This is a genomic window from Haloferax denitrificans ATCC 35960 (assembly GCF_000337795.1).
In the GTDB taxonomy this organism is placed as follows: domain Archaea; phylum Halobacteriota; class Halobacteria; order Halobacteriales; family Haloferacaceae; genus Haloferax; species Haloferax denitrificans.
In genome coordinates this window covers 25,603-37,574 of the sequence record NZ_AOLP01000001.1, presented here as the reverse complement: position 1 = coordinate 37,574, position 11,972 = coordinate 25,603, and the positions used below count along the sequence as shown (strand labels likewise).

The 11,972-nt window shown below is 67.4% G+C and carries 13 protein-coding genes; 5 read left to right on the top strand and 8 right to left on the bottom strand.

The genetic code is table 11. From position 1 onward, the window contains the following. The first annotated feature begins 83 nt into the window (after positions 1–83). Both C438_RS00160 and C438_RS00155 read left to right on the top strand, forming a co-directional pair. Positions 84–1,340, top strand: coding sequence for a M20 family metallo-hydrolase (locus tag C438_RS00160; RefSeq protein ID WP_004967162.1), 1,257 nt, complete (start codon positions 84–86; stop codon positions 1,338–1,340). A 625-nt stretch (positions 1,341–1,965) separates the two neighbouring features. Further along, positions 1,966–2,784 (top strand): IclR family transcriptional regulator, encoded by an 819-nt coding sequence (locus C438_RS00155; protein WP_004967161.1) that lies wholly within the window; start codon positions 1,966–1,968, stop codon positions 2,782–2,784. 604 nt (positions 2,785–3,388) lie between these two features. Here C438_RS00155 and C438_RS00150 read toward each other — a convergent pair. Both C438_RS00150 and C438_RS00145 read right to left on the bottom strand, forming a co-directional pair. Continuing rightward, complete coding sequence (locus C438_RS00150) at positions 3,389–4,258, bottom strand: class 1 fructose-bisphosphatase (RefSeq protein WP_004967160.1); 870 nt, start codon at positions 4,256–4,258, stop codon at positions 3,389–3,391. Positions 4,259–4,625: 367 nt separating this feature from the next. Then, positions 4,626–5,795 (bottom strand): Cdc6/Cdc18 family protein, encoded by a 1,170-nt coding sequence (locus C438_RS00145; RefSeq protein ID WP_004967159.1) that lies wholly within the window; start codon positions 5,793–5,795, stop codon positions 4,626–4,628. Positions 5,796–6,291: 496 nt separating this feature from the next. On the opposite strand from C438_RS00145, the gene C438_RS00140 reads away from it, so the two are divergent. After that, positions 6,292–6,525, top strand: coding sequence for a DUF2249 domain-containing protein (locus C438_RS00140; RefSeq protein WP_004967158.1), 234 nt, complete (start codon positions 6,292–6,294; stop codon positions 6,523–6,525). Positions 6,526–6,654: 129 nt separating this feature from the next. Then, positions 6,655–7,992 (top strand): hypothetical protein, encoded by a 1,338-nt coding sequence (locus C438_RS00135; RefSeq protein ID WP_004967156.1) that lies wholly within the window; start codon positions 6,655–6,657, stop codon positions 7,990–7,992. 30 nt (positions 7,993–8,022) lie between these two features. On the opposite strand, the gene C438_RS00130 is transcribed toward C438_RS00135, so the two are convergent. Next, on the bottom strand, positions 8,023–8,322 hold the full coding sequence (locus C438_RS00130) for a hypothetical protein (protein WP_004967155.1): 300 nt from the start codon (positions 8,320–8,322) through the stop codon (positions 8,023–8,025). Between the two features lie 124 nt (positions 8,323–8,446). Here C438_RS00130 and C438_RS00125 point away from each other — a divergent pair, with 124 nt between their 5' ends. Next, positions 8,447–8,752 carry a cupin domain-containing protein gene (locus C438_RS00125; protein WP_049917642.1) on the top strand — a complete coding sequence of 102 codons (306 nt, stop codon included), beginning with the start codon at positions 8,447–8,449 and terminating at the stop codon, positions 8,750–8,752. A gap of 33 nt (positions 8,753–8,785) precedes the next feature. Here the strand turns inward: C438_RS00125 and C438_RS00120 are convergent, their stop codons facing one another. The 5 genes from C438_RS00120 to C438_RS00105 form a co-directional block, all read right to left on the bottom strand. Continuing rightward, a complete protein-coding gene (locus tag C438_RS00120; protein WP_004967153.1) occupies positions 8,786–9,400 on the bottom strand; it encodes a hypothetical protein in 615 nt (204 codons plus the stop codon). A 291-nt stretch (positions 9,401–9,691) separates the two neighbouring features. Continuing rightward, positions 9,692–10,012, bottom strand: coding sequence for a DUF5789 family protein (locus C438_RS00115; RefSeq protein WP_049917641.1), 321 nt, complete (start codon positions 10,010–10,012; stop codon positions 9,692–9,694). Positions 10,013–10,111: 99 nt separating this feature from the next. Continuing rightward, positions 10,112–11,191, bottom strand: coding sequence for a copper-containing nitrite reductase (gene nirK, locus C438_RS00110; protein ID WP_004967151.1), 1,080 nt, complete (start codon positions 11,189–11,191; stop codon positions 10,112–10,114). A gap of 168 nt (positions 11,192–11,359) precedes the next feature. Next, a complete protein-coding gene (locus C438_RS19460; protein ID WP_158250823.1) occupies positions 11,360–11,512 on the bottom strand; it encodes an HVO_2142 family zinc finger protein in 153 nt (50 codons plus the stop codon). Positions 11,513–11,608: 96 nt separating this feature from the next. After that, complete coding sequence (locus C438_RS00105; RefSeq protein WP_004967148.1) at positions 11,609–11,968, bottom strand: DUF2249 domain-containing protein; 360 nt, start codon at positions 11,966–11,968, stop codon at positions 11,609–11,611. Positions 11,969–11,972: the final 4 nt, after the last annotated feature.

Below are 11,972 nucleotides of genomic sequence, written 5' to 3'. Positions count from 1 at the left end.
CACCCGCCATCGCCGCCCGTGCCCCGTAGAACCTGCCACGAACACACACAATTATTAGACGTCGTTTGCGAGTTGAGCCGCACATGCAGGCCTCCCAGCAACGACTCCGCGAGGATATCGAAGCGAACGCCCGCTTCGGCGACATCGACGCGCCGGCGGGGCGCGGCCGCACCGTCCTGACCGGGAGCGACGCCGACCGACGTGCCCGCCGCTATTTCGTCGAGCGACTGCGCGACGCCGGCCTCTCGGTCCGCGTCGACGCCGTGGGCAACATCGCCGGTCAATGGGTTCCCGAGGGGGCAGACCCCGACGCGGCTCCCGTCGCCGCCGGCAGTCACCTCGACTCGGTCCCCGAAGGCGGCATCTTCGACGGCCCGCTCGGCGTCTACGCGGCGCTCGAAGCCGTTCGGACGCTCCGAGAACGGCAAGCAGACCTCGCGCTCGACCGCCCCATCGACGTCGTCTCGTTCACCGAAGAGGAGGGCGCGCGCTTCTCGCACGGCCTGCTCGGGTCGTCCGTGGCGACGGGCGCGCGGGACGCCGCCGACGCGCTCGCGTTCCGCGACGCCGACGGGACGACCCTCGAAGCCCACCTCGACGCCATCGACTTCCGCGGGACCGACACCATCGACGCCGAAGGGTGGGACGCGTGGGCCGAACTCCACATCGAACAGGGGACGGTACTGGAGTCCGCGGGCGCGTCGGTCGGCGTCGTCGACGCCATCACCGGCATCACGACCTGCGCGGCCGACATCGTCGGCGAGGCCGACCACGCCGGGGCGACCCCGATGGACGAGCGCCGCGACGCGCTGGTCGCCGCCAGCGAGTTCGTCGTGGAGTTCCGGGCCGCGGCCGACGACGTGGCGCAGAACCGGAGTCCGACCGCCGTGGGGACCGTCGGCCAGTTCGACGTGGCCCCGAACGCGCGCAACATCGTCCCCGGGGAAGTCAGCCTACAGATGGACATCCGCGACGTGGACTACGGCGCGATGGACGCCATCGCCGAGCGGGCCGACGCGGCGCTCGACGGACTCGAAGCCGCGCATCCGGTCGAGACGGAGTTCGACCGCTACCGCGACCAGCGCCCGAGTCAGATGGCCGACGACTGCGTCGACGCCGCCTTCGACGCCGCCGCGGCCGGGGATATCGACGCGAAACGGATGCACTCCGCGGCGATGCACGATACTGCAAATATTGCCAGCGTCACCGATGCCGTGCTCCTGTTCGCCCCGTCGGTGGACGGCCTCTCGCATAACCCGCGCGAATGGACCGACTGGGAGGACTGTGCGACCGCGACGACGGTTCTCGCGGGGACGCTCGCTCGCCTCGCCGGCGCGTGAGTCGCGGTGGGCGGCCTGCCGCTCGCCGACCCGACTCAACCGAGTGGCGGTTACATACTGCCATGGTCGCGGCTCCTCCGTGGTGTTCCTCGCGGCCGCGCCGATAGTTTCGATATGTGACACCCCACCTCGACGGGAACTCCTGTCGTGGCTTCGGCCGCGTTCCCCGATGTGACAGCCACGCTCGGGCGTTGGGTGTCGTTTTTGTAGACAACTGCCCCTCACCGGCCGAGCGCTCGCCCGCCAGCCATCGGCTCTCTCTGGGAGAACTGAGCGCTCTACCGCCCTGACTCGATGTGTTGTCAGTAAATACAACGGCTTAGACATCGGCTCGCGGTGAGAACCGAACCAAAACCGTCGAGATAGCAGAAGACTGGGAGAGAAGTGATTCCACACATCTGACAGCGGTGGGTTCGAGAGGGCTGGACGTCGCTTCCATCGCGTTACGCGTGACGCGCTCGTTCGCGCGCATCGCGGAGACCGGTCGTCTCGCGGGCGCGCCGCCTGTTGGACAATCATCGAGCGATATCGGCTCAGTTCGACGGTCTCGCCACCGATTTCGCGCCCACGTTTCGATTGCAAGATATTCGGAACAGCTATGCCACCGGATAGACGTTCTCGTAGCATGCCCGAGAACCCCAACACCGATGCCCCGTCCCGGACCCTCAGCACGGTGGACACGGCGGTCAGCGTCGTCAGGGCGCTCGAGGAGTTAGACGGTGCGCGCGTCGCCGAGTTGGTCGACTACCTGGGCCTCTCGAAGTCCACGGTGTACAACCATCTGGCGACCCTGCGGAAGAACAACCTCGTCGCCAAGGACGGCGACAGCTACCACCTCAGCCTCCAGTTCCTGCTTCTGGGCGAGTACGTGCGCAACCAGCAGATACTGTATCAGGTCGGCAAGGAGGAAGTCGAGGCGCTCGCCGAGAAGACCGGCGAGTACGCCCACCTCTCGACCGAACAGCACGGCCTGCGCATCAGCCTGCTCAAGGTGCGCGGCGAGCGCGCCGTCGGCAGTCAGTACCAGCGGTCGAAGATTCAGCGCCCGGACAACCTCCACGCGTCGTCGACCGGCAAGGCCATCCTCGCGTTCCTCCCGCGCAGTCGGGTCGAGGAAATCGTCGACCAACACGGCCTGCCGGCGAAGACCGCCGCGACCATCACCGACCGCGACGCGCTGTTCGACGAGCTCGACCAGATACGAGAGCGGGGGTACGCCTGCAACGACGAGGAGGAAATCGAGGGCCTCCGCGCGGTCGGCGCGCCGATTCGCGACCGAAACGGCACCGTCCTCGGCGCGTTGAGCGTCTCGGGGCCGACGAGTCGCATCAAAGGCGAGCAGTTCCGCGACACCATCCCCGAGATGGTCACGAGCACGGCCAACATCATCGAGGTGAACATGAACATGGCCGCGCGGAGCTCGAACGACGGGCGCTTCGACTGAGCCGCCCGACCGGTTTCCATGACAGGGATACGCGTGTAATGCCACACGGGTTCTCGCACGCTCTGGCGTCCGACGTTCACTCGACCATTCGGCGTGTCGAGGCCGATACGCCGCGCTCCGACTGTGGGTACGCACCCGATTCTGCCTGTCTCGAAATACATATCAAAAATAAAAACGGAATGGGATAGTATCGAATATCAAACTCTTTTGGAGTCGTTGACTCGATAGCGCGCCCCCTGATGACGAAATCGGCGGTAACAGGCGGTAATACGCAGTTTTATGCGCTCTAACTTCGGATATCGGTTGACCGACTTCGATGTGCGATTCTATTCCCGTCTGTCCTCAGATAATCCAGAGTTAGCACTCCTGGGGCTTGTAGCCCGACAATCGGATGATGAGAACAGAGCCGTTCACAGACCCTGCCCGACGTTCTGGAAACAGAACGTATCCGATATCAACTCATTTTTTCTATCTGTCAGTTTGTCTCGTACGCGTCGAGTCGAACGCGGCCCTCACGCGGCGAGTGACGAGCGGTCGGCTCGTCGACTGCGTTCGGTCGCCGCAGAACGCGTGGCTCGTCATTACGCCCACCGAGGGCGGTCCGTCACTTCAGTCGCGCTTCCAGCGACTCGACGAGCGAATCGTTGCCGATGTAGACCGGCACGCGGTCGTGGACGCCCTCGGGCGTCCCCGAGAGGAGCGACTTCTCGCCGTCGGACGACCGCCCGCCCGCGCACTCGATGATGTAGCCGATGGGGAAGCCCTCGAACTGCTGGCGGAGTTTCCCGCCCGGCGCGTCGGTCTGTGCGGGGTACGCGAAGACGCCGCCGTAGTGGAGAATCTGATTCACGTCGCCGATCATCGACCCGCCGTAGCGGAGCTTCATCCCCTCGGTCCGCTCGGTCTCGCTGGCGAACGCCTCGAACTCGTCGAACCAGCGGTTGACCCGGCCGCCGAAGCTGAAGATGGCCGGGTCGTCGGGGAGCGTCAGTTCCTCGCGGAGCGGGCGCTTGATGCCCGATTCGAGGATGTACTCGCTGACGACGCCGTCGCGGGCGGCCACGAGCGTCGTCACCGGGCCGTAGAGGATGTAGCCCGCGGCGAGCAGGTTCTCGCCGCCCGTGGGGAGCGGTTCGTCGTAGACGCTGTAGAGCGTCCCCATCACGTTGTTCGGCTTCAGGTTCGTCGACCCGTCGAGCGGGTCGAGCGCGACCGAGACGCCCTCGCCGACGTCGATGACGTCGGGGCGCTCCTCGCTGGCGTACTCGCCGACGCCGTCGAGGGGGCGAAGCCGCTTCAACAGCAGTTCGTCGGCGTAGGTGTCGGCTTCCAACTGGCGCTCGCCGCTCGGGTTCGTCCCCTCCTCGTAGACGCGCCGGCCGGGCAGTCCTGCCCGAATCGAGGGCGCGGCCGCACAGAGCGTCTCGACGACGGCGTCGACCACGTCGTCTTCCCGACTCGATGTGTCGGTCATGCGGTCGATACACCCCGCGGAGTCGCGGGCGCGCCGAAGCGGTTCGACGGAGCGCCGACGGGCGGTGCACGGACGGGCGTCGGGGTGGTCGTCATTACCTACTGGTCCCGTGGGCGAAGTATAGTTCTGTCCCCGCGCGTAAGCGTTGCACCGCGGCGACGACGGCGCGGTCGGCGGGTCTTCGACGGCGTCGTCGCGCGACGGGGGGACTCACCGAGTCGTCGCCTCGGCCGCCAACGCGACTGTCTCTGGGGGGTGTTCCGAGTGCTGTCCGGGGCGCGAACAGGACACCGCATCCGGACGTTCCCAACCGCACCGCCGGCGACCGGCCGAACGTGCCAACACGGGCGCACGTTCCGGCGGCGGGTTACCGGGCGGCGGCGAACAGCCGTTCGAACACGACCGTCGGGAACTGGGGTTCGAGCCGGCTCGGGGGCCGCCCCTTCCGGTCGACGCGCTCCGCCGTGACTCGGCGGGTGACGCCGTCTTCGGCGAGTTCGTAGAGGATTCGCTTGACCGTCGTCGCCGAGAGGTCGACCGATTTCGCGATGTGCTGGCTCGCCGCCCGCACCGACTCCTGTTGGTCGGGGCGCAACGCGAGGAGTTCGTGGAGCACCTGCTGGCGGTTCTCCGGGAGCGCGAGCACGCGGCCGAGCGAGACGCAGGGCTGGGGGACCGCGGCGATGCCCGCGGCGACGTCGGCGGCCGTGATGCTCCGGTGTTGGTTGCGGACCGCCTCGTCGGCCGCGCCGAACAGCGCCGCGAGCGCGTCGTGGGCGTCGCCGTTGGCCCACTCGGCGATGTCGCGGGCGAGTCGGTGGTCGAGCGTCCGCCGCGAGCCGGCCGCCGCCGCCCGCGTCATCAACACGTCGATGAGCACCTGACTCTGATAGGGCTCGAACTGGACCTCGTCGGCCGTGTAGTCGGTCAGCACCGTCTCGTCGGGCGGCGCGCGCCCGATGGCCAGCCAACTGACCTTGCTCGGAAGCCCGGCACAGAGGTCGACGAACGCCTCGCCGTCGAGCGTCCCCGGCTCTCCGAGGTGGTCGACGGCGACGACGGCACCCGTCTGAGGGGCGTCGAGCGTCGCTTTGAGCCGCGACTGGAGCGCCTCCGTCTTGATGCCCTGCTTCGGCACCGACTCGTCGACGAGCGCGTCGAGGACGGCGTGGTAGAACGCGAACGCGCTCGTCGTCTCGCGCGCGTCGACGTAGACGAACCGCGGCGCGAACGTCGCCTGCACGCGGGTCGTCGTGTGGATGGCGGCGTTGTTGACGCTCGACGCGCGGACGAGGTGGTTGAAAAGCGCCGTCACGACCGCCGACTTCCCCGACCCCTTCGGGCCGTAGACGTAGGCGTTCGGCGGGAGGTGCCCGTCGAACACGGGGTCGAGGTAGTCGAGCAGTCGCTCCAGAACCGGCCCGCAGTTCACCGGGTCGTCGGTGTGTGCGACCGGCGAGAGCGAGTCGTAATCGACGAGGAGGCGAGGCGTTCCGTCCCGGCGTTGCCGACGTTTAATCCTCGCTTCGATGTCCATATCGTGGTGGTAGTTCCGAGATGGGAGTCATATGCGTTCTGACCGCTTACGGGAGCGGTACCGAACCGACCGGCATCGGTCTGTCTGTTCCGTTCTCCTCCAATTCGTTATCGATGATATACACTTGTCAGTAAATAACATGTTGAATAGGTATAAACATATCTTTCAGCCCAGAACATCAGCAGTTCGGCTCCGGGAGCGCGCGTCGGCAGACCAGACCAGACCAGACCAGACCGTCTGTCTGTTCGTCCATTCGTCTGTCCGCGTAGATGCCACTCGAATCGGTGAACTCGCGATGCGTCGGGGAGCCGCGTTCCCGAGTTCTCGAACTGGCGGGCCCCGTTGCTCCCGTGGCGGTACTGGCCGTCGCCGGCGACCCCCGTGGAAGCGGTATATTTACTCTCCCCCGCCGGCGAGTAGTATCGATATTACCCGCCGCGCGAGCGAACGTGTTCGGGGTAACCGACTCGGCGGTCCCCCGTGAGGTACGACACGTATGGCAGACACCATCCTCGACGTCCGCGACCTCCCTCCGGCGGAGCGCCATCCGAAGATTCACGCCGCCTTCGACGACCTCGACGCCGGCGAGTCGCTGACGATTCTCAACGACCACGACCCGAAACCGCTGTTCTACGAGATGCAGGCCGAAGTCGACGCCTTCGACGCCGACAACTACGCGGTCGAAAAACAGGGTCCGAACGAGTTCGCGGCGACCTTCCCGAAGCGGTAGCGTCGCGGCCGCGGGTCACGGTCGCGGGTCGTCCCCGCTGTCCCGACCCGACCCGGCTCCGCCGTTTCTCCATCCTCGGCGAATATGTTCGGCGTCACCGGTAGGGCTTCGCGCCGCGCTAGTCCGCGTATGAGCGCCATTCCCGCCGAGGTCGACACGGCCCGACAGCCACCGATGACGATTCCGCTCCGGCACTTCGTCGTCGCGCTCGGCTTCCTCGCGGCCGCGGTGGGCCTCCGAGTCGCCCTCGCCGCCGGCGTCGTCGCCGGCACCGCTCGTCTCGCGCACGTCCACCTCCTGCTCGCGGGGTGGGTCTGCGTCACCATCATGGGCGCGATGACGCAGTTCGTCCCGGTCTGGTCCGGCGTCGACCTCCACTCGCGGCGGCTCGCGACCGCCCAACTGTGGGCCGTCGGCGTCGGTCTCGCCGGCCTCGCCGCGTGCTTCCTCCTCGGCGCGTTCGCGTGGCTCCCCGTCTTCGGTGCCGCCGCGCTCCTCGGCTTCTGGACGTTCGCCTACAACGTCGCGCGCACGCTCTCCCGACTCGACGACTACGACGTGACCGAGCGCCACTTCGGCCTCGCACTCGGCTTTCTCGCGGTCGCCACCGCGCTCGGCTTCCTGCTCGCGGTCGACTTCACGCGCCCGCTTTTCGCCGGCGTCGGCGCGACCCACGCGAGCGTCCGCGCGGCCCACGTCACGCTCGCCGTCTTCGGCGTCGTCGTGACGACCGTGGTCGGCGCGCTCTACCAGCTCGCGACGATGTTCACCCAGACGAAGCTCCGCGGCGTCGACGTGTTGCTCCGCCGATTCGAGGAAGTCGGCTACCCGCTGGGCGTCGTCGCCCTCGCCGGCGGCCGACTCGTCTCCGACCCGACGCTCGCGCGGGTCGGCGGCGCGCTCGTGACCCTCTCGCTTCTCGGCGTCGCCGCGATTCTCGCCCGCCGGCTCGTCGAGTCGTCGGTCGACTGGACGCCCATGCTCGCCCGATACGCCGTCGCGGCCGTCGCGCTCGCCGGGTGGGGAGTCCTGACCCTTCCCGCGTGGCTCGCGGCCCCGCTGGCCGGCGACCGCCTGTTCGGTGCGCCGGGGGCCGGCTCGCTGTTCCGCCTCGGCTTCGTCGGCTTCGTCGTGCTCGGGACGCTCTACCACGTCGTCCCCTTCATCGTCTGGGTCCACCGCTACAGCGACCGCCTCGGCCTCGAACCCGTGCCGATGCTCGACGACCTCTACAGCGCCCGCCTCGCTCGCCTCGATTTGGGCCTCGTCGTCTCGGGCGTCGCCGCCGTCGTCGCGAGCGACCTCGTCGGTCTCTCGACGGCCGTCGAGACGGCGGGCTGGGCGCTCGTGCTCGTCGGTGTCGCGGCGTTCGCCGCGAACCTCCTGCGAGTCGTCTGGGTTCACAGCCCGCAGTCGCTGGTCGGCGGTGCGACCGCGTCAGTCGATGCGGACGACGGCGCGGATTGAGTCAGTGCGGCAGAGACGTCTCGAACTCCCTCACATCCCGAGCAGTTCGGGCGCGAGAAAGAGGAGTGCGAGCAGGCACGTCAGGACGAGAACCGCCGCGAGGCGTAGAACGCCGGCCGCTCGTCGCCGGTCCTTCGGAAGCGATTCGGCGATGCCGGACAGCGCGGTCCCGGCTATCATGAACAGGAGCCAGCCGCCAGACATGGACTGTTCCACGACGGCGTACTGCCAGAAAAGGCCCGACATGACGAGCGCGCCACAGAGCTGGACGGCTGGAAAGAGGCCGCCGGAGGGCTCGCTGAACACGGTTTCGTCGACGATGGAGGGCATTGAACAGGCCGTCTCGTCCGAAGAACAAAAGGGCACCTGCATTCGCCACCTCGTTGGCCGCGCTCCACCTCCGAACACGTTCGGCCGCAGGCTTACCGACCGCGCGGCCGACGACTCAGTCGTGATGCCAGAACACGCCGCGCTCGCCGACCTCCCGCCGGTGATGCACGCGCCCGTCTTCGAGACCGACCGCCCGAAAACCGTCAGGCTCCGCCTCGAAGCCGGCGACGAGGTGCCGGCGCACTCCCACCCCGGGTTCGACATCGTCTTTCACGTCGTCGATGGCCAGATGGAACTCACCCTCGACGGCGAGACGCACGAGGTCGCGGCTGGAGAGCTGATGCGGTTCGGCGGCGACCGCGATATCTCGCCGCGCGCCCCAGTCGATAGTTCTGCGGTGCTCGTGTTCGCGCCGACCGCCGACGACTGAACCGCAGGGCCAACCCGCGGACGAACGCCCACCTTACTCCGGCTCGCTCGACAGCCGCTTCAGCGCCGCCTCGAACTCCTCGGACAGCGAGACTGCACCCGGCTCGTCGCCGTCGCGCTCACCCTGGGGCGTCCCGGTATCGGGAACCGAGTCGTCCGTCTCCGCCTGCGCGTCAGCCGGATCCATCGCGTCGAGTTCCGCGTTGATGGCGTCGGCCTGCTGGTGCATCGGCGCGACGCGGACGCGGACGCGGTCGTAGTCGTGGCGGTCGGCGAGGCCGTTCCACGCCCGGAACGCGCCGACGGTGAGCGTCTTCGACTGCGGGCAGAACGGCGTCGTCGGCGTGAACTCCGCGAGAAGGACCGACGGGTCGTCCCGGTCCTCCGCGTAGCGGAAGCCGGCGTCCGGGTGGCGTCGGTCGAGGTTCAGTCGGGCGAGGTTGTAGCCGAACGTCACGTCGTAGACGCCCCGCGCTTCGAACAGGTCGCGAGCGACCCGGTGGACGGCGACGTGGTCGTCGCCGTCGAGGACGCGGTGGCCGTCGAGAAAGGCGTCCGGGTCCGGCAGGTGCTCGGGGACGAACTGGTCGATGTCGTCGAAGCGGTCGGCCCGTGACCCGCCGCCGAACAGGGATGGGATGTCTGGCATAGTCCGAGGTAGGGTCGCGACGAGCGTAGGCCCACCCCCGAACACGTTCGACTTACTGTTGGGAGTGCCGGCGCTCCGGCGGGGTCAGGGGGTTGTGGCACGAGTCGATGGCGCTGTTACAACCCGTCGTCGCGGGTCGGTTGTCGCGTCCGGGCTGAGTACAGCCCACGTCTCGGTCGCAGGAAGGGAGGTGCTGATGGGGCGGGCTAAAGAGCGGTACAGACAGAGCGGACACGTCTCGGAACGCAGGTCACCGAAATATCGCCACGACAGAGGCCAGTTCGGACGCACTCACCTCCGATTTATCAATCGCTGTATCCGGTCCCGAACGTCGTCCGCGGAGTCGTAAATTTCGTTGTCAACCGAGGCGAGCACCTCGGCGACTGGTTTCGACCCACCTTGTGTTTCGACCTCGTAGTCGCCGTAGTTCTCGACGAGTTGCTCCGTTGTGGTCGGATAGTCCTGGATTTCGAGTGCGTCGTCGAGGTCCCCGAGTTGCTCCCCGGGTTCGGGTTCGTCGGCGCGGTCACGCGCTTCTTGGATCGCTCGCTCGCGCTGGCGCTGTTCTTCGTTGGCCGCTTGCTTATCCCGGCCCTGTTTGTCGTCTGGCATCCTTGGCATTTTGAAAGCGAACGCCATAATGCTGTGGTCGCTTCAACAGAGTCAGGTCGAAAAACGGTCAGTCGGTGATTCCCGGGCGGTGCGACGAGACTACTGCGGGTCAGGGTCGGGGTCGAATATCTCGGGGTCCTCCGGCCCCTCGGCGCGGACGACCGCCATACAGCCCTTGCGGACGACGCGCGACAGCGAGTGGTCGACGAGCTTGAAGTCGCCGGGGACGGGCGAACTCATCGTCGCGATGGTCGTGCTCCCCGGCGGCACCTGTCGCGTCTGGATGTGTGTCTGCGGCTCGGTCGTCAACGACCCCTCGGGGTAGAGTGTCTCCCAGACGCTTCCGATGGGGTGGAAGCTACTGGAGAGGTTCGGGCCACCGTCGACGAAGTACACCCGGACCGTCTCGCCGGTGCCGACGGTCGCGGCCGGTCCCCGGCCGTTGGGCGTCCACGCGTACTTCTCGCCGTTCATGAGGACGTATGTCGGGTCCTCGTTCCGCATGGCCTCGTAGTCGAACGTGTGCTGGCCCTCCTCGCCGGCGTCCTTGTCGGTGTACAACTCGTGCTGGCCGAGGTATATCTCGTGGTCGACCTCCGGAAGCCCCTCGGGTGGCTCGACGAGGATGAGCCCGAACATCCCGGCGCTGATGTGCATGTCCATGTTCGGCACGGCGCAGTGGTAGATGTACGCGCCGGGGTAGGTCGCCTTGAACCGCAGGTGCGCCGTCTCGCCGGGGTTCGTCATCGTCGCCTCCGCGCCCCCGCCGGGGCCGGCGACGGCGTGGAAGTCGACGTTGTGCGGCATGGTGTTCTCTTCTGGGTTCTCGAACGTCAGGTTCACCGTGTCTCCCTGCCGGACGCGGACGAGCGGGCCGGGCACCTGCCCGTTGTACGTCGTGTAGGTGAACGTCACGCCGTCTTCGACCTCCGCGGTCACCTCCTCCGGCCGGAGCGTCACGTCGACCTCCGCGGGCTCGCTCCGGTCGATGGGGCCCGGGATGTCCGTCGGGTCGGCCGCGACTTGGTCGACCAAGTCGGCCGAACCCTGCTGTGTCGGTTCGTCCGCCCCGTCGAGCGACTGCGCGGTCGTCGGTGCCTCGGTCGCACAGCCGGCGAGCGAGGCGGCGCCGCCGAGTCCGAGCCACTGGAGCGTCCGCCGCCGAGTCGTAGATAGCATGTTGTCTCCCTCCGGTTGAATCGAGTGCCCGGACACGGGTATAAACGGACAATGGTTGTCCGGTTTGGAGACGCGCTCCGAACATCTTCGCGAGCCGTACCACGCCGTGAGACGCGGGAGAGCGCGGCCGCTACCGAGCGCGTGAATCCCGAGAAGACGAACGAGGGTTCAGTCGTCGCCGACGAAACGGTCGCGGCGGTACCGACACTGCTCGCAGAAGAACTGCGCGAGCCCCGCCGGCTGTGTGCCGGTGAAGGCCATCTTCGTGCCGCAGTCCGGACACCATTCGGAGTGGGTGGTATTCGTGTGGTCTGAACTCATACCACGTACAAACGCCCGGGGTGTTATTACATTAACGATTATGCCAAATTAGGCTCGGTTGATACGTTTCGGGCGACGGAAGCGGGAGGACCGCCCTCAGGGCACCCAGATTGCGGTGGCGACGCCGTCGTCTCGTTCGGCGGAGCAGTAGGCGAACCCCCGGTCGTCGAGCTTCGGGTAGAGGAACTTCGGCTCGCGGTCGTTGAGCTGGACGAACACGGTTTCGTCGTCGAGCCCGGCGAGGCGGTTCATCGTCTCCGTGAGCGGCTCCGGCGGCGGCAACTCCCGCGCGTCGAGGAAGTCGACCGCTCGCTCGGTCGGTGCGTCGAGTCCGTCGAGGTACGCCTCGTGCTCCATACCAAAACGGTGGGGGCGACAGCGCAGGAAGCTCACCCCGAACGTGTTCGTCTCGGTTCTCCCGGCCAGTCGGCCGAACACGTTCGGGGCGTCGCTCACCTCC

Bases quoted from the DNA above. Each gene is read 5' to 3' on its own strand.
- C438_RS00160 (WP_004967162.1), top strand. From the start codon at position 84: ATGCAGGCCTCCCAGCAACGACTCCGCGAGGATATCGAAGCGAACGCC.
- C438_RS00155 (WP_004967161.1), top strand. From the start codon at position 1,966: ATGCCCGAGAACCCCAACACCGATGCCCCGTCCCGGACCCTCAGCACG.
- C438_RS00150 (WP_004967160.1), bottom strand. From the start codon at position 4,258: ATGACCGACACATCGAGTCGGGAAGACGACGTGGTCGACGCCGTCGTC.
- C438_RS00145 (WP_004967159.1), bottom strand. From the start codon at position 5,795: ATGGACATCGAAGCGAGGATTAAACGTCGGCAACGCCGGGACGGAACG.
- C438_RS00140 (WP_004967158.1), top strand. From the start codon at position 6,292: ATGGCAGACACCATCCTCGACGTCCGCGACCTCCCTCCGGCGGAGCGC.
- C438_RS00135 (WP_004967156.1), top strand. From the start codon at position 6,655: ATGAGCGCCATTCCCGCCGAGGTCGACACGGCCCGACAGCCACCGATG.
- C438_RS00130 (WP_004967155.1), bottom strand. From the start codon at position 8,322: ATGCCCTCCATCGTCGACGAAACCGTGTTCAGCGAGCCCTCCGGCGGC.
- C438_RS00125 (WP_049917642.1), top strand. From the start codon at position 8,447: ATGCCAGAACACGCCGCGCTCGCCGACCTCCCGCCGGTGATGCACGCG.
- C438_RS00120 (WP_004967153.1), bottom strand. From the start codon at position 9,400: ATGCCAGACATCCCATCCCTGTTCGGCGGCGGGTCACGGGCCGACCGC.
- C438_RS00115 (WP_049917641.1), bottom strand. From the start codon at position 10,012: ATGCCAGACGACAAACAGGGCCGGGATAAGCAAGCGGCCAACGAAGAA.
- nirK (WP_004967151.1), bottom strand. From the start codon at position 11,191: ATGCTATCTACGACTCGGCGGCGGACGCTCCAGTGGCTCGGACTCGGC.
- C438_RS19460 (WP_158250823.1), bottom strand. From the start codon at position 11,512: ATGAGTTCAGACCACACGAATACCACCCACTCCGAATGGTGTCCGGAC.